Source organism: Streptomyces sp. NPDC051183 (assembly GCF_040682455.1).
GTDB lineage: Bacteria > Actinomycetota > Actinomycetes > Streptomycetales > Streptomycetaceae > Streptomyces.
This window is the reverse complement of sequence record NZ_JBFBBA010000019.1, coordinates 70429-93592: the sequence shown is the minus strand read 5'-3', so window position 1 is coordinate 93592 and position 23164 is coordinate 70429. Positions and strand designations below refer to the sequence as shown.

Genomic DNA, 23164 nt, shown 5'->3' with positions numbered 1-23164 from the left:
GCTACGCCCCGAACGCCCGCGACACCGTGTAGATCAGCAGGCCGGCCAGGGCGCCGACCACCGTGCCGTTGATCCGGATGAACTGCAGGTCCCGCCCGATGTGGGCCTCGATCTTCCGCGACGTGTGCTCGGCGTCCCAGCCCGCCACCGTGTCCGTGATCAGCGAGGTGATCTCGGTCCGGTAGGTGGTGACCACATACACCACCGCGCCCTCGATCCAGCCCTCCACCTTGTCCTGGAGCCGGCCGTCGGTGGCCAGCCGCGCCCCCAGCGACATCAGCGAGGACCGCACGCGCAGCCGCAGCTCGCTGCGCTCGTCCTCCGCCGCCGAGATGATCATCGACCTGATCGCGGTCCAGGCGGAGGCGATCACGTCCTGCACCTCGCCCCGCTCCAGGATCTCCGACTTGAGCCGCTCCACCTTGGCGCGCGTCTCCGTGTCCGACTGGAGATCGGCCGCGAAGTCGGCGAGGAAACGGTCCACCGCCCCGCGCGCCGGGTGCTCCGGCATGTCCCGCATCTCCTGGAGGAAGCGGAGCAGCTCCTTGTACACCCGCTCGCCGACCTTGCGGTCCACGAACCGCGGGGTCCAGCCGGGCGCTCCGCCCTGCACCGCCGCCTCCACCGAGTCGGCATGCGTGACCAGCCAGTCGTGCGCCCGCGCGCACACCAGGTCCACGACCCGCCGGTGCCCGCCGTCCGCGACGACCTTCTCCAGGGTCTTGCCGAGCCCCGGCGCGATCTCGGCGGTCTCGGCCCGCCGCGTGATCGCCTCCCCCACGACGGCCTGCACATCGGAGTCGCGCAGTACGGTCAGGGCCCCGCGCAGCGCGGTGGCCAGCTCGGCCGTGACCCGGTCGGCGTGCGCGGGATCGGCCAGCCAGGCCCCGAGCCGGCCGCCGATGCCGAGCGCGTGCAGCCGCGTACGGACGACGTCCGCCGAGAGGAAGTTCTCCCCGACGAAGTCGCCGAGGGTGACCCCGAGCTGGTCCTTCTTGGTCGGGATGATCGCGGTGTGCGGAATGGGCAGGCCGAGCGGGCGCCGGAACAGCGCGGTGACGGCGAACCAGTCCGCGAGCGCGCCGACCATGCCCGCCTCGGCGGCGGCCGCGACGTAGCCGGTCCAGCCGCCGGCGCCCCAGGCGTGCTGGGCGACCTTGGCCAGGACGTAGACCAGCGCCACCAGGACCAGCAGACCGGTCGCGGTGGTCTTCATCCGGCGGACGCCGCGCTGTCGCTCCTCGTCGGCCGCGCTGAACACGAACCCGCCGCGTACGGGTGCCGGGGCCACCGGCGGTGATGCCGGTGGCGCTGGTGGCGATTCGGCCGTGCTGCGGTTCTCCACGTGCTCCTGCCTTCCCCCGGGGGCGCCGGTTTTGTCTGCATAGCATCCGACTCCCGGGAGGCCCGCAGAGTTCCCGGCACGCCGTGTCGCGCCCCCTACGGCCCGCCTGCGGCCCAGCCCGCCTGCGACCCGCCTCGGCCCAGCCGGCCGGCCCGCGCCGCGCTCACAGCTCCTTGCGCAGCGACGGTCCTCCGCCGTCCAGCCCCTTGCGGGACTTCGGGGCCTTGACCTTGACCTCCACCCCGCCCCAGAAGGCGAAGCCCGTCACCACCACCCGCGGGGCCCCCGGCTGCCTGGGCCCCGTACCGTCGCTCTGGTCGAAGGCGCCCATGACGCCCACGCCCCGTACGTCGACCTCCACGCCCGGCGGCACCGTGATCTGGATGCCGCCCATGATCGCGACGCAGGTGATCACGACCTCCCGCTCCGCGAAGTTCGCCTCGCGCAGGTCGAGCTCGCCGCCGCCCCAGAACGCCACCGCGTTGAAGCGTGCGGGCACCGTCCAGTTGCCCTTGCGCTGGAAGCCCGACATGACGGCGACGGCCGTCGCGGACGTACCCGACCCCCCGATCCGGGCCGGCCAGGCGGAGTCGGCCCCCGCGGAGCCCGCCGCCGGGGAGAACGGCGCGGCCGCCCCCGCAGCCCCCGAAGGCGCCGGCAGGTCCCGCGTCAGCGGTTCCAGTTCCGCGTACGTGCGCGACTTGTACGCTGCGTCCAGCCGCTCCTCGAATTCCTCCATGTCGAGCCGGCCCTCGGCGACGGCGTCCCGCAGACGCTCCACCACCCGGTCCCGGTCGGCATCCGACGCCCTCAGTTCCGGCAACGGCTTCTCCGGCCGCTCGTCACTCATGAGCACCAGCCTATGCAGTGATCCTGGGGAGTTGTATGACTTAGCCCCGACGCCGACCCCGGCTCGTCCCTGATGTCATCCCCTACCCGCGTACATCCGCGCGATCACGTCCTCGATGTCCGGCTCCCGCACCGACAGGTCCACCAGCGGGTACTGCGCAGCCACCGCCGCCACCAGCGGCGCCGCCGAAGCCTGCGCCGGGAAGGCCAGCCACTGCCGCGGCCCCTCCACCTTCACCACCCGCGCGCCCGCCACGCTGATCGGCGCCAGCTCCCGCTCCAGGTCCACCACCAGCGTCCGCTCGCTCTCCCCCGCGCCGCCCGCGGCGTGCAGCCCGCCCAGGGGGCCGTCGTACATGAGCCGCCCGTGGTCGATCACCATCACCCGCTCGCACAGCTGCTCGATGTCCTGGAGGTCGTGCGTGGTGAGCAGCACCGTCGTGCCGAGTTCCTCGTTCAATTGCCGCAGGAAGCCCCGTACCTTCGCCTTGCTCACCACGTCGAGCCCGATCGTCGGCTCGTCCAGGTAGAGCACGTCCGGGTCGTGCAGCAGCGCCGCCGCGATGTCCCCGCGCATCCGCTGCCCGAGCGACAGCTGCCGCACCGGCACGTCCAGCAGCTCGGCCAGGTCCAGCCGCTCCACGCAGCGCTCCAGGTTCTCCTTGAACCGGGCCGGCGGCACCCGGTACATCCGCCGCATCAGCCCGTACGAGTCCTTCAGCGGCAGGTCCCACCACAGCGTCGTGCGCTGCCCGAAGACCACTCCGATCCGGTGCGCGAGCCGCATCCGCTCCCGCGCCGGGTCGATGCCCGCGACGCGCAGCCGGCCGCCGCTCGGCGTCAGGATCCCGGTCAGCATCTTGATCGTGGTCGACTTCCCCGCGCCGTTGGGCCCGATGTAGCCGACCACCTCGCCCCGCGCGACCTCGAAGCTGATCCCGTCAACGGCCCTGACCTGCCGTTTCTCCCTGCGCACCAGGCCCACCCGACGCCGTACGTCGAAGACCTTCTCGACCCCGTCCAGCTCGATCAACACATCTGCCACGGCCGGCTCAACTCCCCGTGCTTCGGTACGAACGGACTCCCGCGCGCCACGCCAGCGACGCGGGCAGGAACACGGCGAGCGCCACCAGCGGGCTCGCGTACGCCAGCCACCCGGGCAGCCCCAGCGGGTCCGGGCGCCCCAGGAGGTACAGCGCGGGCAGCCAGTTGACGAAGGCCAGCGGCACGACGAAGGTCACCCCGCGCAGCAGGTCCTTCGCGAACACGGTCGGCGGGTACTCCAGCATCGTGCAGCCGCCGTAGGTGAAGGAGTTGACGACCTCCGCCGCATCGCCCGCGACGAACTGGAACGCCGCACCGGCCACCATCACCGCCCCGAAGATCCCCGCCCCGGCGATGATCATCGCCGGCACCAGGACCAGCTTGCCGACCGTCCAGTCCACCTCCCCGGACAGCGCCCAGAGCGACCAGCCCAGCACTCCCAGGCCCTGCGCGATCCGGCCCAGCCGGCGCAGCGCGAAGCGGTCCGCCGCGACCTGCGCGAGCACCGGGACCGGGCGGACCAGCATCGTGTCGAGCGAACCGTCGCGGATCCGGGCGCCGATCCGGTCGGTGTTGCCGAGCAGCAGGTCCGCCAGGCCCAGGGAGGCCGAGCAGGACCCGTAGAGGAGGGCGATCTCGGGCAGCGTGAAGCCCCCGAGCACGTCCACGTGCGAGAACATGATGTAGATCGCGGCGAAGTCGAGGAGCGTGATCGCCGCGTTCCCGAAGGTCGACAGGAAGAAGGACGTCCGGTACGTCATCGTCGACCGGATCCACATCGACACGATCAGCCCGTAGCCGCGCAGCCCCTCCACGGCCCGGTTCCGCTTCGGCCCGCCGAGCGGGAGGGCGCCGAGCGGGAGGGCTCCGGACCGCCCCCGGCCGGCATCCGCCAACGGCCGCGTCGCCGCGTCCGCCGTCGCGTCCGTCGTCGCGTCGGCCGTCGTGTCAGCCACCCTGGACCACCACCTTCCGCGTCGCCGCCGCCTGCACCAGCCGCCCCAGGCCCAGCAGTACGAGCGCCCACCCGGCCTGGAACCCCAGCGCCCGCAGCGCGCCCCCGGCCCCCGCGCCCATGCCCAGCAGCACGTCCAGCGGCACCTGGAGCATCGCCGCCCAGGGCAGGAGGCGTACGAACTCCCCGAAGCCGCCCGGGAACACCGTCAGCGGCAGCAGCATCCCGGAGAAGAAGATGGAGACGACGGTGGCCATCAGGTTGATCCCGGCACCGTCCATCAGCCAGAACGCCGCGAGCCCCAGCAGGTAGCGCAGCGCGAAGCTCACCACCACCGCCAGCACCACGGCCACCAGGAACAGCAGCCAGCGCAGCGGATCGGCGGGCAGCGCCAGCCGGAAGGCGAGCGCCCCCACCACCATCGGGACCGCCCCTCGGGCCACCAGGTGGTAGGCCGCCCGGCCCAGGTCCCCGGCGAGCCACCACATCTGGAGGTCCACCGGCCGGTAGAGGTCCACGGCGATGTCCCCCGTGCGGACCCGCTCCTGGAGCTCCTCCTGGAAGCCGCCGCCGATCAGCGCGGCGGCGGCGAGCATCGCCTGGCTGACCCAGATGAAGGTCAGGGCCTGCGCCTGGTCGTAGCCGCCGAGCCCGGGCCGCTCGTCCCACAGTGCGATGAACGTGTAGGCGAGGATGAAACCGAACACCGTGTTCGTGAACACCCCGGCCGCGGTGGCCATCCCGTACGTGGCGTACCGGCGGAATCCACCGGCCGCGACGGCCAGGTGGAGTCGTACGCTCCGACCCGCTCTCCAGTGCACCGTATCCCTCCGTTTTCCACGTCGTTCCTACGTCGGCCAAAGCGCGCGAGCTTAGTGCGGAGGGGCGAGCCACGGAATCGATTTATGCCCGTCCGGAGCGGAATCAGCGGCCATCGGGTAGACACCATGAGGTACAGATGTGGATGTTTCGTACGGCGCCGAGGAGTACCGGAGATGAGCGACCAGTCACCACCACCCGGCTGGACCCCTCGCGACCCGGACACCCCCGACGAAGCGCAGGCCGCGCGGGCGGACCGGGCGGAAAACGCGGAGCGGCCCACACCGGGGGCCGAGACCGGAGCCGGGGCAGAGACTGGAGCCGGAGCAGAGACTGGAGCCGGGCCCGGGGCGAAGACCAAAGACAAGAAGGCCGGGCGGAAACGGTCCGGCTGGCGCCGCATCTTCCCCACCTGGCGCATGGTCCTGGGCGGAGTGCTGCTGCTCGCCCTGCTGCTGGGCGGCGCCCTCGTCGCCGGCTACCTGCTGGTCGACATCCCGCCCGCCAACGCCGCCGCCACCGCGCAGTCCAACGTCTACCTCTACTCCGACGGCTCCCAGCTCGCCCGCGACGGCGAGGTCAACCGCGTCAACGTCCCGCTCTCACAGATCCCGCGGACCGTCCAGGAGTCCGTACTGGCCGCCGAGGACCGGGACTTCTACTCCGAACGGGCGGTGGACCCCGCGGCGATGCTCCGCGCGGCCTGGAACACCGCGACCGGCAAGGGCACCCAGTCCGGCTCGACCATCACCCAGCAGTACGTCAAGAACTACTACCTGGGCCAGGAACAGACGATCAAACGCAAGGTCAAGGAGTTCTTCATCGCGATCAAACTCGGTCGCGAGAAGTCGAAGAACTACATCCTTGAGGGCTACCTGAACACCAGCTACTTCGGACGCAACGCCTACGGCATCCAGGCCGCCGCCCAGGCCTACTACGGCAAGGACGTCGGCAAACTCACCACCGCCGAAGGCGCTTACCTCGCCACCCTCCTCAACTCCCCCAGCGCCTTCGACGTCGTCTCCCACCCCCAGAGCCGCGCCCGCGCCCTCGGCCGCTGGAACTACGTACTCGACGGCATGGTCAAGAAGAACTGGATGACCCCCGCCGAACGGGCGGCCACCACCTTCCCCGAGCCCGGGAAGGTCCGCGGCGCCGCAGGGCTCTCCGGGCAGCGCGGCTACCTCGTCGAAGCCATCAAGGACTACATCGTCGAGAACAAGATCCTCGACGACAAGACCCTCGCCGAAGGCGGCTACCGCATCACCACGACCATCGACAAGCGCCGCCAGACCGCCATCGTCGACGCCGTCAACGACAAGGTGGTCAGCAAACTCGACCCCGAGAAGCGCAAGGCGGACCGCGTCGTGCGGACCGGCGCGGTCTCCATCGACCCGGCCACCGGCAAGGTCGTCGCCATGTACGGCGGCATCGACTACACCAAGCAGTTCGTCAACAACGCCACCCGCCACGACTACCAGGTGGCCTCCACCTTCAAACCCTTCGTCTTCGCGGCCGCCGTGCAGAACAACTCCCGCACCCAGGACGGCCGCACGATCACCCCGTACACGATCTACAACGGCGACAACAAGCGCCGCGTCGTCGGCACCCGGATTCCCTACGCACCGGAGAACGAGGGGCAGGTCAGCTACGGGAACATCACCGTCAACACCGCCACCGACCTCTCCGTCAACGCCGTCTTCGCCCAGATGGTCGTCGACGTCGGCACCGAGAAGGTCAAGAAGACCGCCATCGACCTCGGCATCCCCGCGGGCACCCCGAACTTCGACGCGGGTCCCGCCATGGCGCTCGGCACCATGCAGGCCAGCGTCCTCGACATGACCCAGGCGTACGCGACCCTCGCCGCGCACGGCAAGCACACCCCGCACACCTTCCTGGAGAAGATCACCAAGGAAGGCGACACCGTCACCCTCCCGGACCGGGACACGAAGCAGGCCGTCAGCCGCGAAGCCGCCGACACGACCACGTCCATGCTGGTCAGCGTCGTGGACAACGGCACCGGTACGGCCGCCCTCGCCGCCGGGCACCCCGCCGCGGGCAAGACGGGCACCGGAGAACTCGACCGCTCGGCCTGGTTCGCGGCGTACACCCCGGACCTGGTCACGGTCGTCTCGATGATGGGCCAGGACCCGGACACCGGCGCCCTGGAGTCCCTGTACAACGCCCTCGGCGAGGCCCGCATCGGGGGCGGCGGCTACCCGGCCCGGATCTGGGCCCAGTACACGAAGACGGCCCTGGAGGCCACCGACCCGGTCGACTTCGACCTCGAACTCATGCCGGGCGCGGACCGGCCCCCGCCGGTGGCCCCGAACACTCCGCAGCAGACCCCCGACGACGACTTCTCGGGCCCGCCGGTACGGCCGAGCCCCCCGACGGGCGGCCAGAACCAGGGCGGGCAGACCAACGGCGGCCAGACGCAGGGCGGGCAGACGCAGGGCGGACAGACCAACGGGGGCCAGACCCAGGGCGGCCAGACGCAAGGCGGCCAGACCCAGGGCGGACAGACCAACGGGGGCCAGACCACCGGGGGCCAGACCACCGGGGGCCAGACCACCGGCGGTCAGACGACCGGAGGCCAGACCGACGGCGGCGCCACCACAGGAAACCTGGGCGGCACCACCGAAGGCCTACGCCCCCGCCCGCCGGCGGACTACCTCGAATGACCTCGAATGACCTCGAACGGACTCGCCCCCATGACCCCGGTCAGTGACCGGAGGTCATCTTCAGCCCCACCACTGCGACCAGCAGCAGACAGATGAAGAAGATCCGGGCGGCGGTGACGGGCTCACCCAGCACCACCATGCCGAGCACCGCCGCACCGGCCGCACCGATACCGACCCACACGCCGTACGCCGTACCGATCGGCAGGGTCTTGGCGGCGTACGAGAGCAGCACCATGCTGGCGACGATGCCGGCGCCCGTGAACACACTGGGCCAGAGCCGGGTGAAGCCTTCGGTGAATTTCATGCCGATCGACCAGCCGACTTCGATCAGACCGGCGACGATGAGAAGAACCCAGGCCATGACAGGCACCTCCGGGACGAGAGCGAACGGGGTGCGTCGTCTTTGCGTCCAGCTACCCGGTACGGCGCGTCTCGTCGGGGGTTCCCCTCCACCCTAGCAAAGAACGGGCAAAGCGCACGAGAAGGGCCGGTGACGATGGTCACCGGCCCTTCTCGCACAACAATCAGAAGCTCAAAGACTCAGACCAAGAACTCAGAGATACAGCCCGGTGGAGTCCTTCGACCCCTCCAGCCGCTCGGCGGCCACCGCGTGCAGGTCCCGCTCGCGCATCAGCACGTACGTCGCCCCGCGCACCTCCACCTCGGCCCGGTCCTCGGGGTCGTACAGCACCCGGTCGCCCGGCTCCACACTGCGCACGTTCTGCCCGACCGCGACCACCTCGGCCCAGGCCAGCCGCTTGCCCACCGCGGCCGTCGCCGGGATCAGGATGCCGCCGCCCGAGCGCCGCTCGCCCTCGGGCGAGTCGGACTTCACGAGCACGCGGTCGTGCAGCATGCGAATGGGGAGCTTGTCGTGCGTGGTGGTGTTGGTGGTGTCGTCGCTCACGCCCCGAACCTACCTCAGCGCTTGCGCCGCGCCGACAGCACGAGCAGCCCGAGCACACCCACCGCGACCAGCGCGACCGGGACGATCCGCTCGACGCGCGGAGCCCCGTCCTCGTGCCGCAGACCGTCGCGCACGTCCGTCACCAGACGGTTCACGGCCACCACGGCGCGCCCGGCGGTGTGGTCCACGACGCCGACGGCCCTGGCCTTGGCATCCCCGATGATCGTCTTGGGGTGCATGCGCACGCCGATCTCATCGAGCGTCTCGGCGAGCTGCTCGCGCCTGCGGACGATGTCCGCCTCGATCTGTGCGGGGGTCCTGGCTTCCGGCACCGCGCTGCCTCCGTCGTCGTGGTCGTGGTCGTGCTCGTATGTGAACAGGCTGTCAGCTTAGTCTCGTGGCATAACGATGCCCTCCCGAGGAGACTGTTGAGATGAGCGAGCGACTGCAGCCGGGCGACACCGCCCCGGCCTTCACCCTGCCCGACGCGGACGGCAACGAGATCTCGCTCGCCGACCACAAGGGCCGCAAGGTGATCGTGTACTTCTACCCGACCGCACTGACCCCCGGCTGCACGAAGCAGGCCTGCGACTTCACGGACAACCTCGCCGTCCTGGCCACGGCCGGCTACGACGTCATCGGCGTCTCCCCGGACAAGCCGGAGAAGCTCGCGAAGTTCCGCGAGAAGGAGCACCTGAAGGTCACGCTGGTCAGCGACCCGGAGAAGGAGACCCTGACCGCCTACGGCGCGTACGGCGAGAAGAAGCTGTACGGCAAGACGGTCACCGGCGTCATCCGCTCCACGATCATCGTGGACGAGGAGGGCAAGGTCGAGCGCGCCCTCTACAACGTCAAGGCCACGGGCCACGTAGCCAAGATCATCAAGGACCTGGGCATCTGACCCCGCCCCCGCCCGACGAAGCGGCCCGCACCCAGCCGGTGCGGGCCGCTCCGCTTATCGGACGAAACAGCCCGTACACGAAGGAACGCCTCACGGAGGCGGCGAGCACATCACGCACCCTGACGGAGGCGCTGGAGCAACTGGGGGGCGACCCGAAGAGCGGGTCGCGACGGTACCTCCACGACCGCATGCGGAAGCTCGGCGTAGATGTCTCGCACTTCGAGCGGGAGGCAGCCCTCAGATGGACGAGGGAGATCCTGGCCGAGGCCGTCGCCGCTTCCACCAACATGTGCGAGGTTCTACGGCACCTCGGCCTTGAGGTCGTGGGCGGCCACCACACGCACATCAGCCGCCGGGTGAAGGCATTCGGGATAGATACCTCCCACTTCAGACTGCCGTCTCCCGCAGGACGCCCCAAGTCTCGACGCACACCGGAATCGATCCTGGTCAGGCAGGACGATGCGGGCGCCCGCCGGACACAGAGCGAGCACCTCAAGTACGCGCTCGCCTCGCTGGGCGTCCCCGAGCGGTGCGCGATGTGCGGCATCGAGCCGACCTGGCAGGGCTGTCCGCTGCCTCTGGAGGTCGACCACCTCGACGGTGACTGGCGCAACAACCAGCCGGAGAACCTCCGACTGGTCTGCCCCAACTGCCACTCCACGACGTACACATATCGCGGCCGCGCGAAGGGCCGTCGATGAGCGCCCGCGCCCCGCGCCGGAAGTACAGCAAGCGCGTGAAGCCGGATGGGGCGACCTTGCGTGAGGCGGTTGCCGACTCACACTCACTGGCCGAAACTCTGCGGCGTCTGGGCATGCCCGCCTCCGGCAGCATGAACAGGGCGCTCAGCAGAGGAGGGCGCCGCAGCCGATAGCGCGGAATCACCCGCCGCAGAACGCCGCCTTCCCGCTAAGATGGCGGCGCGAGCGGCCGTTGCTGAATTGGCATAAGCGGGTGTTTTAGGGGCACCTGGGAGTGATCCCATGTGGGTTCGAGTCCCACCGGCCGCACTGACGGTGGAATCCAAGGCCCGGCTCCGAGAGCCGGGCCTTCGGCGTATCCGGCTCAGACCAACAGGGCGCGGACGAAGGGGGTCAGGGCGCGGAAGGCCTGGCCGCGGTGGGAGATGGCGTTCTTCTCCGCCGCCGAGAGTTCCGCGCAGGTGCGGGACTCGCCCAGGGGCTGGAGGATCGGGTCGTAGCCGAAGCCGCCCGTGCCGGCCGGGGTGTGGCGCAGGGTGCCCAGGAGGCGGCCCTCGACGACGCGTTCGGTGCCGTCCGGGAGGGCCAGGGCCGCCGCGCAGGCGAAGTGGGCGCCGCGGTTCTCGTCGTCGATGTCGCCGAGCTGGGCCAGGAGGAGGGCGAGGTTGGCCGCGTCGTCTCCGTGCCGGCCGGCCCAGCGGGCCGAGAAGATGCCGGGGGCGCCGTTCAGGACGTCCACGCAGAGGCCGGAGTCGTCGGCGACCGCCGGCAGGCCCGTGGCCCTGGCCAGGGCGTGGGCCTTGAGGAGGGCGTTCTCGGCGAAGGTGACGCCGGTCTCCTTCACGTCCGGGATCTCCGGGTACGCGTCCGCGCCGACCAGCTCGTGCGGCAGGCCGGCGTCGGACAGGATGGCGTGGAGTTCGGCGATCTTGCCCGGGTTGCGGGTGGCCAGGATCAGGCGGTGGGGCGTGGAGGTCATGCCCGCCATTATTCCGGCCGCCGCCGGCGGATCGGCCCGGCGGATCAGCCCGGCGGATCAGCCCGGCGTGCAGACCATCGAGATCTCCTTGGCCGCGTCGGCGACGGGCGTGACGTCCGGTACCGAGTTGCCGGTCTCGATGGACTTACGGACGTTCTGGACGGCCGTGTTCATGGAGGTGATGGCCTTGCGCAGGTCGGCGTTGTCCGCCTGGTCGCCGACCTTCCTGAGGTTCGCGTCGATCTGGTCGAGCGCGTTCTTGGCGTCCTGCGGGCTGTTGCCGGCCTGCGAAACGGCCTCGCTGAGGTCGTTCACGCTGTTCGTGATGGCCACCGCCGTGTTCGCGCAGTCCATCGCCGTCGAAATGGCGTCGCAGGAGGTGATCGCCGGGACGGCGAGCGCGGCCGCCAGTGCCACGGCAGCTATGCGGAGCTTCGGGTTCTGCTTCTGCTTCTGCTTCACTTCGGGTCTCCCCCGCTCTGGTACATGGACGGGCGCACGGTTGTGACACCGTGCGCCCGTATTCGCGTAGACGCCGGGGCGGACCCGGCGGTTGCCGTGGAAGCGTAGAGGCGTGGAGGCTACAGCTCCAGGGCGCCGAGCTGGATGGCCTCCAGGTCGGCGCAGCCGCCGGCGGCCAGGTCGAGCAGGGCGTTGAGCTCCTTGCGGTCGAAGGGCTCGCCCTCGGCGGTGCCCTGGACCTCGACGAAGCGGCCGTCGCCGGTGCAGACCACGTTCATGTCGGTCTCGGCCCGCACGTCCTCCTCGTAGCAGAGGTCGAGCAGCGGGACGCCGTCCACGATGCCGACGCTGACGGCGGCGACGGTGCCGGTCAGCGGCTTGCGGCCGGCCTTGATGAGCTTCTTCTGCTGGCCCCAGGCGATGGCGTCGGCGAGGGCGACGTAGGCGCCGGTGATGGCGGCGGTGCGGGTGCCGCCGTCGGCCTGGAGGACGTCGCAGTCCAGGACGATGGTGTTCTCGCCGAGGGCCTTGTAGTCGATCACTGCGCGCAGCGAGCGGCCGATGAGGCGGGAGATCTCGTGGGTGCGGCCGCCGATCTTGCCGCGTACGGATTCGCGGTCGCCGCGGGTGTTGGTGGAGCGGGGCAGCATCGAGTATTCGGAGGTGACCCAGCCTTCGCCGCTGCCCTTGCGCCAGCGCGGGACGCCTTCGGTGAAGGAGGCGGTGCAGAAGACCTTGGTGTCTCCGAAGGAGATGAGGACGGAGCCCTCGGCGTGCTTGCTCCATCCGCGTTCGATGGTGACCGGGCGGAGCTGTTCGGGCGTACGGCCGTCGATGCGAGACATGGCTCCGAGCCTAGTCGGTGCGGGGGTACGGGAAGACCCCGTCCGGGTGCGTCCGGTACGGGGTCTTGTCGTACAGCCGTATGAGGCCGTGGAGTCCGAGCCGGGGGGCTCAGATCACATCATGTCCTCGATGTCGGCGGCGATCGGGTCGGCGTCGGTGCCGATGACGACCTGGATCGCGGTGCCCATCTTGACGACGCCGTGGGCGCCGGCGGCCTTCAGCGCGGCCTCGTCGACCTTGCTCGGGTCGATGACCTCGGTGCGCAGGCGCGTGATGCAGCCCTCGACCTCTTCGATGTTCTCGATACCGCCGAGCCCGGCGACGATCTTCTCAGCCTTGGTGGCCATCTGTGTCTCCCTGAGTGTTACGAAGAACGAGTCTCGGCGGCCGTAACCCGCATCGTCCGCTTTGTCACGGTAACTCACGGTTGGCCTATCTACGCGAGCGCGTGCCCGGTAGCTGCCGAATGATGACCATCAGCAGCAACCTGCCCACAACTGGTCTACACCAGTGTGCCGCAAGTGTCGCAACTGCCAAAAACGGGCCGGTCAGGGAGGACGCCGATGAGCGCGAGCAGCGCCGCAGCAGTGCCACAGCAGAAGTGGTGGAACGGCCTGTTCCAAGGGCTGCAGAAGATGGGGCGGAGTCTGCAGCTGCCGATCGCCGTGCTGCCCGCGGCGGGCATCCTCAACCGGCTCGGCCAGGACGACGTCTTCGGCAAGGACCGCCTGAACTGGGTGAACGTCGCCAACGTCATGAAGGGCGCGGGCGGCGCCCTGCTCGACGCCGACCTCGGCCTGCCCCTGCTGTTCTGCATCGGCGTCGCGATCGGCATGGCGAAGAAGGCCGACGGCTCGACGGCGCTGGCGGCGGTCGCCGGCTTCCTGGTCTACCGGGGCGTGCTGCACGCCTTCCCCAAGGACTGCCCCGCGGGGACCAAGGACATCGGGGGCGGCTGCCTGGGGCAGGGGGACGCCTTCGCCGGGTACGCGTACCAGAACCCGGGGGTCTTCGGCGGCATCATCATGGGCCTGCTGGCCGCCTGGTTCTGGCAGCGCTACCACCGGGTCAAGCTGGTCGACTGGCTCGGCTTCTTCAACGGCCGCCGGCTCGTCCCCATCATCATGTCCTTCGTCGCGATCGCCTTCGCCGCGCTCTGCCTGTGGATCTGGCCGCCGATCGGCGATGCGCTGGAGAGCTTCTCCGACTGGCTGGTGGGACTGGGCGCCTGGGGCGCCGGCATCTTCGGCGTCGCCAACCGCGCTCTGCTGGTGATCGGCCTGCACCAGTTCCTGAACGTGCCGGTGTGGTTCCAGTTCGGCAGCTACACCAAGCCGGACGGGCAGACCGTACACGGCGACATCAGCATGTTCCTCAACGGCGACCCGAACGCCGGGCAGTTCCTGTCCGGCTTCTTCCCGATCATGATGTTCGCCCTCCCGGCGGCCGCGCTGGCGATCACGCACTGCGCCAAGCCGCAGCGCCGCAAGGAGGTCGGCGGCCTGATGCTGTCGGTCGGCCTGACCTCCTTCGTCACGGGCATCACCGAGCCGCTGGAGTACTCCTTCCTCTTCGTGGCGCCACTGCTGTACGCGATCCACGCGGTGCTGACGGGTGTGTCGATGGCAGTGACGTGGGCGCTCGGGGTGAAGGACGGTTTCAGCTTCTCGGCGGGCCTGATCGACTACCTCATCAACTGGAGCCTGGCCACCAAGCCCTGGCTGATCATTCCGATCGGGCTGTGCTTCGCGGTCCTCTATTACGGGATCTTCCGGTTCGCGATCACCAAGTTCGACCTGGCCACCCCGGGCCGGGAGTCGGACGAGGAGATCGAGGCGATGCAGGCGGAAACCACGAAGGCATAGAGATGAAGGCGTAGACGCCAAGAGGCCTCCGCCTCTTGGGTCCAGGGCCCCCGGATCCTTTGATCCGGGGGCCTTCCGTCATGTGGTTTAGACCACATGAAATCGAAGGTTCCTTATCTAACCCCGACCGTGCTACAACTGGTCTACACCACCCAATGGTGTAGACCATGCGCATGCCGAGCAGCCTTGGTCTCTCTTTCTGAGACGCCGCCGTCCCCCTTCTTCATGCCCCCGCGCGGCGCCTTGCCCCACTGGAGGAACCACATGTCCACAGCTACTGCTGCGGAAAACAAGAAGGGCGCAGGCGTGATGGCCGTCATGCAGCGCATCGGCCGGAGCCTCATGCTCCCCGTTGCGGTGCTGCCCGCCGCAGCGCTCCTGGTTCGCCTCGGCGACAAGGACATGCTGGGCTCGGCCTCGATGCCGGAGTTCATCAACAAGATCGCCGGTTACATGGCCGCCGGCGGCGGCGCGATCCTCGACAACATGGCGCTGCTGTTCGCCGTCGGCATCGCGATCGGCTTCGCCAAGAAGTCGGACGGCTCGACCGCCCTCGCCGCCGTCACCGGCTACTTGGTCTTCAAGAACGTGCTCGCCACGTTCACCGACTCCAACCTGCCGAAGGTCGCCAAGGCCGTCGAGGGCAAGGTCGTCATGGTCGACGCGCCCGTCGACGCCAAGGTGCTCGGCGGTGTCGTCATGGGCATCGTCGTCGCCCTGCTGTACCAGAAGTTCTACCGGACCAAGCTGCCGGACTGGGCGGGCTTCTTCGGCGGCCGCCGCCTGGTCCCGATCCTCTCGGCCTTCGCCGGCCTGGTCATCGGCATCGTCTTCGGTCTCATCTGGCCGGTACTCGGCACCGGTCTGCACAGCCTCGGTGAGTGGCTGGTCGGCTCCGGCGCGGTCGGCGCGGGCATCTTCGGTGTCGCCAACCGCGGTCTGATCCCGGTCGGCATGCACCACCTGCTGAACTCCTTCCCGTGGTTCCAGGCCGGCGAGTACCAGGGCAAGAGCGGCGACATCTCCCGCTTCCTGGCCGGTGACCCGAGCGCCGGACAGTTCATGACCGGCTTCTTCCCGATCATGATGTTCGCCCTCCCGGCTGCCTGCCTCGCGATCGTCCACTGCGCCCGACCCGAACGCCGCAAGGTCGTCGGCGGCATGATGTTCTCCCTCGCGCTCACGTCCTTCGTCACCGGTGTGACCGAGCCGATCGAGTTCACCTTCATGTTCATCGCTCCGGTGCTGTACGCGGTCCACGCGGTCCTGACCGGTGTCTCCATGGCGCTGACCTGGGCTCTGGGTATGAAGGACGGCTTCGGGTTCTCCGCCGGCGCCATCGACTACCTGCTGAACCTCGGCAAGGCGACGAACCCGTTCGGCCTGGCGCTGGTCGGCCTCTGCTTCGCGGTGGTCTACTACGTCGTCTTCCGGTTCGCGATCACCAAGTGGAACCTCCCCACCCCGGGCCGCGAGTCCGACGAGGAGCTCGCCGAGCTGCTCAAGGCCGAGGCCAAGTAGTCCCGGTCGTACCTACGCCGAAGCCCCCGCTCTCCCGGACAGGGAGGGCGGGGGCTTCTTCGTACGCGCGGGCGGTGCGGTTCAGACCTCGTAGACGGCGCCCGCGTACGCGAGGTCGACCGGGCCGTCGTAGACCGCGCGGGCGTCGGCGAGGTTCTGCTCGGCGTCCGTCCACGGCGGGATGTGGGTCAGGACCAGCCGGCCGACCCGGCCGCCGCGGGCGTACTCCCCGGCCTCGCGTCCGTTGAGGTGGAGGTCGGGGATGTCCTCCTTGCCGTGCGTGAAGGAGGCCTCGCAGAGGAAGAGGTCGGTGCCCTCGGCGAGCAGCCCCAGCTCGGGGCAGACTCCGGTGTCGCCGGAGTACGTGAGCGAGCGGCCGCCGTGCTCGATGCGGATCCCGTAGGCCTCGACCGGGTGGCAGACCTTCTCGGTGCGGACCTGGAACGGGCCGATCTCGAAGCTGCCGGACTTCAGGTTCCGGAAGTCGAAGACCTCGCTCATGGAGCGCTCGTCGGGGACGTCCTCGTACGCGGTGGTCAGGCGCTTCTCGGTGCCTTCGGGGCCGTAGACGGGGATCGTGCCGCAGCGCCCGCCCTCGTGGCGGTAGAAGCGGGCGACGAAGTAGGCGCACATGTCGATGCAGTGGTCGGCGTGCAGGTGGCTCAGGAAGATCGCGTCGAGGTCGTACAGGCCGCAGTGGCGCTGGAGCTCGCCGAGGGCGCCGTTGCCCATGTCGAGGAGCAGCCGGAAGCCGTCGGCCTCGACGAGGTAGCTCGAACAGGCCGATTCCGCGGACGGGAACGAACCCGAGCAGCCGACGACGGTGAGCTTCATGGAGCGTGAACCTCCGTGGACGGTCCGTGGACGGAATGCGGGCCGTGCGTGGGTCGAGCGTAAGGCGCGAAACCTCCGGTCGCTCCTCCGCGGCGGGCCGTTGTGGGGGGAATCACCTGTCCTGTCACCCGGGGGAGCGACGCCCTGGAGGCGGGTTGCCGCGCCGCGGTGTCCGGGCGCGGCTACGGTCGGAGTATGGACACGTCCTGGTGGCCGGCGGTCGCCGCGGTGGTGGCCGTGGCGCTGCTGGTGCTGATCCCGCAGCGGGTCCGGGGCGTGCGGCGGACGGCGGTGCCGGCGCACGGGCCCGGTCCGGAGCCGAGGCCGGGGGCGGGCGAGCTGTGGGCCCTGGGGGACGGTCGGCCGTGCCTGGTGCTGGGGGTACGGACGCACCGGGCGCGGGTCGCGTGGATCACCGGGAAGTACGACGACCGGCGGGCCGGGGTGATCCCGCTGCCGCCGGGGACGGTCGGGGGGCAGGGCCGGGCGAGTTTCCTGGAGGCGGACCGGGTGGCGGAGGTGTCGGTGTGGGAGTTCCGCGACAGGCTGGGGACCCTGGACCCGGCGTTGTGGGACGAGGTCCGGGGACTGGGAGGTACCGGATGATCCGGTTGCGGCGCGTCTACGATCCCCCGGAGCCGGGGGCGGACGGCGTGAGGGTGCTCGTGGACCGGCTGTGGCCGCGCGGGCTGTCGAAGGAGGCGGCCGGGGTGGACCGGTGGCCGAAGGCGGTGACGCCGTCGGCCGAGCTGCGCAAGTGGTTCCACGGGGGCGGCTCCGCCGGGGAGTTCCGGGAGCGCTACGAGGCGGAGCTGGCGGAGCCCGAGGCGGTGGCCGAGCTGGCGCGGCTGCGGGGGCTGGCCGAGGGCGGCCCGCTCACCCTCCTGACGGCGGTGAAAGACCCGGCCTCCAGCCATGCGGCGGTCCTGGCGGAGCTGCTGGGCGCGCCCTCCTGACAGCTGTCCGTACGGCCGCGCGGGCCGGGATGCCGCATCGGCGTCCCGGCCCGCGCGGGGCCTTGGGGGGTCAGAAGGCGCTGGGGCTGCGGTCGACGCACAGGGCCCAGATCACGAACACGCCGATCGCGATCGCGATGAGGGACCAGAACGGCTGGTAGGGCAGCCAGAGGAAGTGGAAGATGATCATCACCCCGGTCAGGGCGATGCCGACGGCCCGGCCCCATTGCCGGCCCTTGAGGATCGCGATACCGACGAGCAGGAGCAGGATGCCGAGGATCAGGTGGATCCATCCCCAGGAGGTCAGGTCGAACCTGAAGGTGTAGTTGCGGACCCGCCAGATGACGTCGTCCTTCGCGAGCGCGGTGATGCCCTCGAAGATCGCGGAAACGCCGGCGATGATCATCAGGACGGCGGCGAACATCGTGCCGCCCGCCGCCCAGGGGGACGGCTGTCCCGGTGGGGTCGGAGGGGCGTTCGGGGTACCTGGGGATGCGGGGCTGGGAGTGGTCGTCATCGTGCCACCGCCCTCTCTCTGGGGTCGGCCGGCCCGTTCAGCCTCGGCCGGGCACATTCAGCCTCGGCCGGTACCGCCGTCCCGGCGACTTCCGAGGGCCGTTCGGGTGAATGCGCCCCGGAACGCGCCTGCGCCCGCCTCCCCCGTGTCGGGGAGGCGGGCGCAGGGCGAAGAGGGCCCGGGCCGCAGGGCTACGCCCAGAGCTGGCCCTGGAGGACCTCGATGGCCTCTTCCGTCGTCTTCGCCGTGTAGACGCCGGTCGACAGGTACTTCCAGCCCCCGTCGGCCACGACGAAGACGATGTCCGCGCTCTCCCCCGCGGCCACCGCCTTGCGGCCGACGCCGATCGCCGCGTGCAGGGCCGCCCCGGTGGAGACGCCCGCGAAGATGCCCTCCTGCTGGAGCAGCTCGCGCGTGCGCGTCACCGCGTCCGCCGAGCCGACCGAGAAGCGCGTGGTGAGCACGGAGGCGTCGTACAGCTCGGGGACGAAGCCCTCGTCGAGGTTGCGCAGGCCGTAGACGAGGTCGTCGTACCTCGGCTCGGCCGCGACGATCTTGACTCCGGGTACGTGCTCGCGCAGGTAGCGGCCCACGCCCATCAGCGTGCCGGTGGTGCCGAGGCCGGCCACGAAGTGGGTGATCGACGGCAGGTCCCGCAGGATCTCGGGGCCCGTCGTCGCGTAGTGGGCGCCCGCGTTGTCGGGGTTGCCGTACTGGTAGAGCATCACCCAGTCCGGGTGCTCCGCCGCCAGCTCCTTGGCCACCCGCACGGCGGTGTTGGAGCCGCCCGCCGCCGGCGACGAGATGATCTCGGCTCCCCACATCGCCAGCAGGTCGCGCCGCTCCTGCGAGGTGTTCTCCGGCATCACGCACACGATCCGGTAGCCCTTGAGCTTCGCCGCCATCGCCAGGGAGATGCCGGTGTTGCCCGAGGTGGGCTCCAGGATGGTGCAGCCGGGGAACAGGCGGCCGTCCCTCTCCGCCTGCTCGACCATGTGGAGCGCGGGGCGGTCCTTGATCGAGCCGGTCGGGTTGCGGTCCTCCAGCTTCGCCCAGATGCGGACGTCGTCCGAGGGCGAGAGCCGGGGCAGCCGGACGAGCGGCGTGTTGCCGACCGCGGCCAGCGGGGAGTCGTAGCGCATTACTTCGAGCCGCCGGCCACGGCCGGGAGGATGGTGACGCTGTCGCCGTCCTTGAGCGCGGTGGAGATGCCGTCGAGGAAGCGGACGTCCTCGTCGTTGAGGTAGACGTTCACGAAGCGGCGCAGCGCCCCGCCATCGACGATGCGCTCCTCGATGCCCTTGTGACGGGTCTCCAGGTCGGCGAAGAGGTCGGCGAGCGTCGCGCCCTCACCGGTGACGGCCTTCTCGCCTTCGGTGTACGTGCGCAGGATGGTGGGGATGCGGACCTCGATGGCCATGGCAGGCTCCAGTGTGGTGAAGAAGGGCTGAGGGAAGTCAGGCGTGGCGGGGCGCGGTACTCGCGGCTCGCAGCCCCCTCGCGAGGGGGCCGTGGGGTTCAGGCAGCCGGACAGATGGCACTGGCGAGGCGGCACAGGTCGACGTGCAGCCGCGCCACGAGCAGCGGGCTGCCGGGCGTCTCGATGCTCACGTCGGAGGAAACCATGCGGTCATGTTAACGATTCCCGGTCCCCCGTTTGGAGTGTGATCCCGCATCGTGGACTCCACCGGCTCACATACTGGTCAGTAGGCCTCTACGACCTGCACTTTCTCCTCCGTGATCACGCCTTCGACGATCCGGTAGGAGCGGAACTGGAACTCCCCGAGGCCGTCCTTGTCCGCCGTGGAGACCAGCACGTAGTGCGCGGCGGGCTCGTTCGCGTACGTGACGTCCGTACGGGAGGGGTAGGCCTCGGTCGCGGTGTGCGAGTGGTAGACGATCACCGGCTCCTCGTCCCGGTCGTCCAGTTCGCGGTAGAGCTTCAGCAGGTCCTTCGAGTCGAACTCGTAGAACGTGGGCGAGCGGGCCGCGTTCAGCATCGGGACGAACCGCTCCGGGCGGTCGGTGCCCGCCGGGCCGGCGACGACGCCGCACGCCTCGTCGGGGTGGTCCTGGCGGGCGTGCTCGACGATCCGGTCGTACAGGGCCTGGGTGAGGGTCAGCATGAGCGACAGGATAAGCAAACGGGCCCTCTCGTACCGAGGAGCGGTACGAGAGGGCCCGAATGCTGGACACGAGGTCCGTGGGAGCGCGGTTCCCGGCCGTGGCAGGCGGCCGGGACTCGCGTTTCGCAAGGCCTGGGTCAGGCCTGGGTCAGGCCGGGATCAGGCCTTGGTGAACGCCTCGCCCCGCGGGTCGCGGGACTTCATCACCAGGTAGGAGACGCCGAGGATCAGGCCCCACAGCGGGGCGCAGTACAGCGAGACCCGCGCGTCCTTGTCGGCGCCCATCATCACGATGACCATGCCGATGAAGAGCAGCGCGAACCAGCTGGTCCACGGTGCGCCGGGGGCGCGGAAGGCGGACTGGGGCAGCTCGCCGCGGTCGGCCTTGGCGCGGTAGCGGATCTGGCAGACCAGGATCATGATCCAGGCCCACATGCCGGAGATGGTGGCGAAGGAGACGACGTAGTCGAAGGCCTTGCCCGGGGCGACGTAGTTGATCCAGACGCCCACCAGCATCAGGCCGGCGGAGAAGGTGGTGCCGATGAGCGGGGTGCCGTTCTTGGTCAGCCGGGTGAAGAACTTCGGGCCCTGGCCGTTGAGCGCGAGGTCGCGCAGCATGCGGCCGGTGGAGTACATGCCCGAGTTGCAGGAGGAGAGCGCCGCGGTCAGCACCACGAAGTTGACGACGGCCGCGCCGACGCCGAGGCCCATCTTCTGGAAGGCTGCGACGAAGGGGCTGACGCCCGGCTGGAACTCGTGCCACGGGACGACCGACAGGATCATGATCAGCGCGCCGACGTAGAAGACGGCGATGCGCCACGGCACGGTGTTGATGGCCTTGGGCAGGGTCTTCTCGGGGTCCTTGGACTCGCCGGCGGTGACGCCGACCAGCTCGACCGCCAGGAAGGCGAACATCACGATCTGCAGGGTCATCAGCGTGCCGCCGATGCCCTTGGGGAAGAAGCCGCCGTCGTTCCACAGGTTCGTGACGGTCGCGGTGTCCGCGGCGTCGGAGAAGCCGATGGTCAGGATGCCGGCGCAGATCAGGATCATGCCGACGATGGCGGTGACCTTGACCATGGAGAACCAGAACTCCAGCTCACCGAAGAGCTTCACGGAGATCAGGTTGGCGCCGTAGAGGATGACGGTGAAGATCAGCGCGTACGCCCACTGCGGGAAGCTGTCGTGGGTCCAGTACGACATGTACTGCGCGGCGGCCGTCACCTCGGTGATGCCGGTGACCACCCAGAAGAGCCAGTACGTCCAGCCGGTCACGTACCCCCAGAAGGGGCCCAGGAACTCACGGGCGTAGTCCGAGAAGGACCCCGAGACGGGGCGGTACATGAGCAGCTCGCCCAGGGCCCGCATGATGAAGAAGATGACCAGACCGGCGATGGCGTAGGCCAGGATCAGACTCGGTCCGGCCTTCGAGATCGCCTTGCCGGCGCCCAGGAAGAGGCCGGTGCCGATGGCTCCGCCGATCGCGATCATCTGGATCTGGCGGGCGCCGAGTGCGCGGTGGTAACCCTCGCCGCCCTCGGCCCCGGTCGCCCGACCGCCCTCGCCGGGCGTCTTGTCGTGCTGCTCGACCTGCACAGAGGTCATGTTTTGGTGCGCCTTTCTCCACGCCGACCCGCGCCTTGACTGGCTGCGGATCGGGTCCTCGATCCCCCCGGATACGGATGGAGTTGCACGCCGGCGGTCAGCCGGTTCAAGCGGGCCGGGGGGCATGGGTGGCGCCCCGTCGGCGGTCGTGAAGATTTATCACGGCCTTATGGGTGGGCGAGGGGTCGAAATGTGGCACAAGGCACGGGAAATTCGGGGCATACACCCAGAAACGCATCAGATCACCGCATGACGGTGATCTGATCGTTATTTGGATTTGAGGGTCCGCTGAGCGAACACCGCCCGCCCTTGAGGATTCTCAGAGGGTCTCGATGAGGCTCTCCTGCAGGCCGCCGAGCCAGAGGTACGCCATCACCATCGGCTTGCGCGGATCGTCGTCCGGCAGCCGGAAGAGCAGCGCGCTCTCGTCGTCCTCCGTGATGTCGAGCCGCGCCGCGAGCGTGAGCCGCAGGTCGTTCAGCGCCCCGAGCCAGCGCAGCGGGAGCTCGCCGGTCAGCTCCAGCACGGCCGCCCCGTCGCCGGCCGGGGTGAGCTCGTTCAGGCTGTGCACGACGGCCAGCGCGTCCTCCCGCTTGCGGGTGCGCAGGTCGTTCTCGGTGAACCGGCGGAACTCCGCCGACCGGGCCTTCAGCTCCTGCGGGTCGTCCTTGGGCCCCGCACCGGGGCCGCCGTAGGCGTCGGGGAAGAGCCGGGCCAGCGCCGGGTCGGACGGGGGCTCGGTGGGCCCCTCGTTCCCCTCCGCGAACAGCACGGCGAGCGGGTCGGCGTCCTCCGCGGGCTCGGGCGCGCCGGGACCGATGAGCTCCAGCAGCTGTACGGCCAGGGAGCGCAGGATCGAGATCTCGATCTCGTCCAGCGCGACGGCGGCCCCGCCGCCCTTCAGCGTCTCGAACGTCCCCATGGAGCGGCCCATCAGTTCCGGTCCTGGGAGAGCGTCGCCCACAGGCCGTAGCCGTGCATGGCCTGCACGTCGCGCTCCATTTCCTCGCGGCTGCCGCTGGAGACGACCGCCCGCCCCTTGTGGTGGACGTCCATCATCAGTCTGGTGGCCTTGTCCTTGGTGTAGCCGAAGTACGCCTGGAACACGTACGTCACGTAGCTCATGAGGTTGACCGGGTCGTTGTGCACCAGGGTCACCCAGGGGACGTCGGGCTCGGGGACCGCGAAGGTCTCTTCGGCCGATTCGGTGCGTTCGATCTCAATGGGAGCAACACTCACTTGTCCCAT

The 23164-nt window shown here is 69.8% G+C and carries 28 protein-coding genes, 1 tRNA gene and 1 riboswitch; of the genes, 8 read left to right on the top strand and 21 right to left on the bottom strand.

All coding sequences use genetic code 11. From position 1 onward, the window contains the following. Position 1 precedes the first annotated feature (1 nt). The 5 genes from AB0M99_RS18735 to AB0M99_RS18715 all read right to left on the bottom strand — a co-directional run bounded on the left by AB0M99_RS18735 (position 2) and on the right by AB0M99_RS18715 (position 4933). Entirely contained in the window at positions 2-1291 is a 1290-nt protein-coding gene (locus AB0M99_RS18735) for a DUF445 domain-containing protein (protein ID WP_365921683.1), read from the bottom strand. Positions 1292-1508: 217 nt separating this feature from the next. After that, a complete protein-coding gene (locus AB0M99_RS18730) occupies positions 1509-2195 on the bottom strand; it encodes a DUF1707 domain-containing protein (protein ID WP_365921681.1) in 687 nt (228 codons plus the stop codon). A gap of 75 nt (positions 2196-2270) precedes the next feature. Continuing rightward, a complete protein-coding gene (locus AB0M99_RS18725; protein WP_365921679.1) occupies positions 2271-3239 on the bottom strand; it encodes an ATP-binding cassette domain-containing protein in 969 nt (322 codons plus the stop codon). Between the two features lie 7 nt (positions 3240-3246). Continuing rightward, positions 3247-4017: an ABC transporter permease gene (locus AB0M99_RS18720; protein ID WP_365921786.1), complete on the bottom strand. Its 771-nt coding sequence runs from the start codon at positions 4015-4017 to the stop codon at positions 3247-3249. 169 nt (positions 4018-4186) lie between these two features. Then, positions 4187-4933, bottom strand: a complete 747-nt coding sequence (locus AB0M99_RS18715) for an ABC-2 family transporter protein (protein WP_365921784.1) — start codon at positions 4931-4933, stop codon at positions 4187-4189. Between the two features lie 255 nt (positions 4934-5188). Here AB0M99_RS18715 and AB0M99_RS18710 point away from each other — a divergent pair, with 255 nt between their 5' ends. Beyond that, complete coding sequence (locus tag AB0M99_RS18710) at positions 5189-7696, top strand: transglycosylase domain-containing protein (protein WP_365921677.1); 2508 nt, start codon at positions 5189-5191, stop codon at positions 7694-7696. 40 nt (positions 7697-7736) lie between these two features. Here the strand turns inward: AB0M99_RS18710 and AB0M99_RS18705 are convergent, their stop codons facing one another. The 3 genes from AB0M99_RS18705 to AB0M99_RS18695 all read right to left on the bottom strand — a co-directional run bounded on the left by AB0M99_RS18705 (position 7737) and on the right by AB0M99_RS18695 (position 8935). After that, positions 7737-8057 carry a multidrug efflux SMR transporter gene (locus AB0M99_RS18705; protein WP_365921782.1) on the bottom strand — a complete coding sequence of 107 codons (321 nt, stop codon included), beginning with the start codon at positions 8055-8057 and terminating at the stop codon, positions 7737-7739. Between the two features lie 30 nt (positions 8058-8087). Next, a riboswitch (guanidine-III (ykkC-III) riboswitch) is annotated at positions 8088-8166 on the bottom strand. Positions 8167-8249: 83 nt separating this feature from the next. Then, positions 8250-8552, bottom strand: a complete 303-nt coding sequence (locus AB0M99_RS18700; RefSeq protein ID WP_048475576.1) for a co-chaperone GroES — start codon at positions 8550-8552, stop codon at positions 8250-8252. A gap of 65 nt (positions 8553-8617) precedes the next feature. Further along, positions 8618-8935 carry a DUF3618 domain-containing protein gene (locus AB0M99_RS18695; RefSeq protein ID WP_365921675.1) on the bottom strand — a complete coding sequence of 106 codons (318 nt, stop codon included), beginning with the start codon at positions 8933-8935 and terminating at the stop codon, positions 8618-8620. Between the two features lie 101 nt (positions 8936-9036). Between AB0M99_RS18695 and bcp the strand changes: the two genes are divergently transcribed. From bcp to AB0M99_RS18680, 3 genes are all read left to right on the top strand, one after another. Beyond that, complete coding sequence (bcp, locus tag AB0M99_RS18690) at positions 9037-9504, top strand: thioredoxin-dependent thiol peroxidase (protein WP_365921673.1); 468 nt, start codon at positions 9037-9039, stop codon at positions 9502-9504. A 56-nt stretch (positions 9505-9560) separates the two neighbouring features. After that, entirely contained in the window at positions 9561-10205 is a 645-nt protein-coding gene (locus AB0M99_RS18685; protein ID WP_365921780.1) for an HNH endonuclease, read from the top strand. A gap of 225 nt (positions 10206-10430) precedes the next feature. Continuing rightward, positions 10431-10514: transfer RNA gene (locus tag AB0M99_RS18680), tRNA-Leu, on the top strand. Positions 10515-10569: 55 nt separating this feature from the next. Here AB0M99_RS18680 and rdgB read toward each other — a convergent pair. The 4 genes from rdgB to AB0M99_RS18660 form a co-directional block, all read right to left on the bottom strand. Further along, positions 10570-11184: an RdgB/HAM1 family non-canonical purine NTP pyrophosphatase gene (gene rdgB / locus AB0M99_RS18675; protein WP_365921671.1), complete on the bottom strand. Its 615-nt coding sequence runs from the start codon at positions 11182-11184 to the stop codon at positions 10570-10572. Between the two features lie 57 nt (positions 11185-11241). Further along, a complete protein-coding gene (locus tag AB0M99_RS18670; protein ID WP_365921669.1) occupies positions 11242-11646 on the bottom strand; it encodes a hypothetical protein in 405 nt (134 codons plus the stop codon). A gap of 119 nt (positions 11647-11765) precedes the next feature. Further along, on the bottom strand, positions 11766-12491 hold the full coding sequence (gene rph / locus AB0M99_RS18665) for a ribonuclease PH (protein WP_365921667.1): 726 nt from the start codon (positions 12489-12491) through the stop codon (positions 11766-11768). Positions 12492-12605: 114 nt separating this feature from the next. Then, a complete protein-coding gene (locus AB0M99_RS18660) occupies positions 12606-12917 on the bottom strand; it encodes a PTS glucose/sucrose transporter subunit IIB (RefSeq protein WP_365921665.1) in 312 nt (103 codons plus the stop codon). 138 nt (positions 12918-13055) lie between these two features. Between AB0M99_RS18660 and AB0M99_RS18655 the strand changes: the two genes are divergently transcribed. Together AB0M99_RS18655 and AB0M99_RS18650 are read left to right on the top strand one after the other, a co-directional pair. Beyond that, positions 13056-14357 (top strand): PTS transporter subunit EIIC, encoded by a 1302-nt coding sequence (locus AB0M99_RS18655; RefSeq protein WP_365921663.1) that lies wholly within the window; start codon positions 13056-13058, stop codon positions 14355-14357. A gap of 264 nt (positions 14358-14621) precedes the next feature. After that, positions 14622-15878, top strand: coding sequence for a PTS transporter subunit EIIC (locus tag AB0M99_RS18650; protein WP_365921661.1), 1257 nt, complete (start codon positions 14622-14624; stop codon positions 15876-15878). A gap of 81 nt (positions 15879-15959) precedes the next feature. Here the strand turns inward: AB0M99_RS18650 and AB0M99_RS18645 are convergent, their stop codons facing one another. Continuing rightward, a complete protein-coding gene (locus tag AB0M99_RS18645; protein WP_365921659.1) occupies positions 15960-16712 on the bottom strand; it encodes an MBL fold metallo-hydrolase in 753 nt (250 codons plus the stop codon). 195 nt (positions 16713-16907) lie between these two features. On the opposite strand from AB0M99_RS18645, the gene AB0M99_RS18640 reads away from it, so the two are divergent. Further along, positions 16908-17318, top strand: a complete 411-nt coding sequence (locus AB0M99_RS18640; protein WP_365921657.1) for a hypothetical protein — start codon at positions 16908-16910, stop codon at positions 17316-17318. Next, positions 17315-17668 carry a DUF488 family protein gene (locus AB0M99_RS18635; RefSeq protein WP_365921655.1) on the top strand — a complete coding sequence of 118 codons (354 nt, stop codon included), beginning with the start codon at positions 17315-17317 and terminating at the stop codon, positions 17666-17668. The genes AB0M99_RS18640 and AB0M99_RS18635 overlap by 4 nt, the downstream gene beginning before the upstream one ends. Before the next feature lie 70 nt (positions 17669-17738). Here the strand turns inward: AB0M99_RS18635 and AB0M99_RS18630 are convergent, their stop codons facing one another. The 8 genes from AB0M99_RS18630 to clpS all read right to left on the bottom strand — a co-directional run bounded on the left by AB0M99_RS18630 (position 17739) and on the right by clpS (position 23164). Then, entirely contained in the window at positions 17739-18092 is a 354-nt protein-coding gene (locus AB0M99_RS18630) for a hypothetical protein (RefSeq protein ID WP_365921653.1), read from the bottom strand. A gap of 284 nt (positions 18093-18376) precedes the next feature. Continuing rightward, positions 18377-19327: a cysteine synthase gene (locus tag AB0M99_RS18625; protein WP_365921651.1), complete on the bottom strand. Its 951-nt coding sequence runs from the start codon at positions 19325-19327 to the stop codon at positions 18377-18379. After that, positions 19327-19605 (bottom strand): MoaD/ThiS family protein, encoded by a 279-nt coding sequence (locus AB0M99_RS18620; RefSeq protein ID WP_365921649.1) that lies wholly within the window; start codon positions 19603-19605, stop codon positions 19327-19329. The genes AB0M99_RS18625 and AB0M99_RS18620 overlap by 1 nt, the downstream gene beginning before the upstream one ends. A 98-nt stretch (positions 19606-19703) precedes the next feature. Beyond that, positions 19704-19811, bottom strand: a complete 108-nt coding sequence (locus AB0M99_RS18615) for a putative leader peptide (protein ID WP_365921648.1) — start codon at positions 19809-19811, stop codon at positions 19704-19706. 77 nt (positions 19812-19888) lie between these two features. After that, complete coding sequence (locus AB0M99_RS18610) at positions 19889-20311, bottom strand: M67 family metallopeptidase (RefSeq protein ID WP_365921646.1); 423 nt, start codon at positions 20309-20311, stop codon at positions 19889-19891. Between the two features lie 159 nt (positions 20312-20470). Next, positions 20471-21916, bottom strand: coding sequence for an amino acid permease (locus AB0M99_RS18605; protein ID WP_365921644.1), 1446 nt, complete (start codon positions 21914-21916; stop codon positions 20471-20473). A 319-nt stretch (positions 21917-22235) separates the two neighbouring features. Next, positions 22236-22850, bottom strand: coding sequence for a DUF2017 domain-containing protein (locus AB0M99_RS18600; RefSeq protein WP_365921642.1), 615 nt, complete (start codon positions 22848-22850; stop codon positions 22236-22238). Beyond that, positions 22850-23164, bottom strand: a complete 315-nt coding sequence (gene clpS / locus AB0M99_RS18595; RefSeq protein WP_365921640.1) for an ATP-dependent Clp protease adapter ClpS — start codon at positions 23162-23164, stop codon at positions 22850-22852. Before clpS ends, AB0M99_RS18600 begins: the two co-directional genes overlap by 1 nt.

Coding starts and splice junctions, on each gene's coding strand:
- AB0M99_RS18730 (WP_365921681.1), bottom strand. CDS start 2,195: ATGAGTGACGAGCGGCCGGAGAAGCCGTTGCCGGAACTGAGGGCGTCG.
- AB0M99_RS18720 (WP_365921786.1), bottom strand. CDS start 4,017: ATGTGGATCCGGTCGACGATGACGTACCGGACGTCCTTCTTCCTGTCG.
- AB0M99_RS18715 (WP_365921784.1), bottom strand. CDS start 4,933: ATGGCCACCGCGGCCGGGGTGTTCACGAACACGGTGTTCGGTTTCATC.
- AB0M99_RS18710 (WP_365921677.1), top strand. CDS start 5,189: ATGAGCGACCAGTCACCACCACCCGGCTGGACCCCTCGCGACCCGGAC.
- AB0M99_RS18705 (WP_365921782.1), bottom strand. CDS start 8,057: ATGGCCTGGGTTCTTCTCATCGTCGCCGGTCTGATCGAAGTCGGCTGG.
- AB0M99_RS18700 (WP_048475576.1), bottom strand. CDS start 8,552: ATGCTGCACGACCGCGTGCTCGTGAAGTCCGACTCGCCCGAGGGCGAG.
- bcp (WP_365921673.1), top strand. CDS start 9,037: ATGAGCGAGCGACTGCAGCCGGGCGACACCGCCCCGGCCTTCACCCTG.
- rdgB (WP_365921671.1), bottom strand. CDS start 11,184: ATGACCTCCACGCCCCACCGCCTGATCCTGGCCACCCGCAACCCGGGC.
- rph (WP_365921667.1), bottom strand. CDS start 12,491: ATGTCTCGCATCGACGGCCGTACGCCCGAACAGCTCCGCCCGGTCACC.
- AB0M99_RS18655 (WP_365921663.1), top strand. CDS start 13,056: ATGAGCGCGAGCAGCGCCGCAGCAGTGCCACAGCAGAAGTGGTGGAAC.
- AB0M99_RS18650 (WP_365921661.1), top strand. CDS start 14,622: ATGTCCACAGCTACTGCTGCGGAAAACAAGAAGGGCGCAGGCGTGATG.
- AB0M99_RS18645 (WP_365921659.1), bottom strand. CDS start 16,712: ATGAAGCTCACCGTCGTCGGCTGCTCGGGTTCGTTCCCGTCCGCGGAA.
- AB0M99_RS18640 (WP_365921657.1), top strand. CDS start 16,908: ATGGACACGTCCTGGTGGCCGGCGGTCGCCGCGGTGGTGGCCGTGGCG.
- AB0M99_RS18635 (WP_365921655.1), top strand. CDS start 17,315: ATGATCCGGTTGCGGCGCGTCTACGATCCCCCGGAGCCGGGGGCGGAC.
- AB0M99_RS18630 (WP_365921653.1), bottom strand. CDS start 18,092: ATGTTCGCCGCCGTCCTGATGATCATCGCCGGCGTTTCCGCGATCTTC.
- AB0M99_RS18625 (WP_365921651.1), bottom strand. CDS start 19,327: ATGCGCTACGACTCCCCGCTGGCCGCGGTCGGCAACACGCCGCTCGTC.
- AB0M99_RS18620 (WP_365921649.1), bottom strand. CDS start 19,605: ATGGCCATCGAGGTCCGCATCCCCACCATCCTGCGCACGTACACCGAA.
- AB0M99_RS18615 (WP_365921648.1), bottom strand. CDS start 19,811: ATGGTTTCCTCCGACGTGAGCATCGAGACGCCCGGCAGCCCGCTGCTC.
- AB0M99_RS18610 (WP_365921646.1), bottom strand. CDS start 20,311: ATGCTGACCCTCACCCAGGCCCTGTACGACCGGATCGTCGAGCACGCC.
- AB0M99_RS18605 (WP_365921644.1), bottom strand. CDS start 21,916: ATGACCTCTGTGCAGGTCGAGCAGCACGACAAGACGCCCGGCGAGGGC.
- AB0M99_RS18600 (WP_365921642.1), bottom strand. CDS start 22,850: ATGGGCCGCTCCATGGGGACGTTCGAGACGCTGAAGGGCGGCGGGGCC.
- clpS (WP_365921640.1), bottom strand. CDS start 23,164: ATGGGACAAGTGAGTGTTGCTCCCATTGAGATCGAACGCACCGAATCG.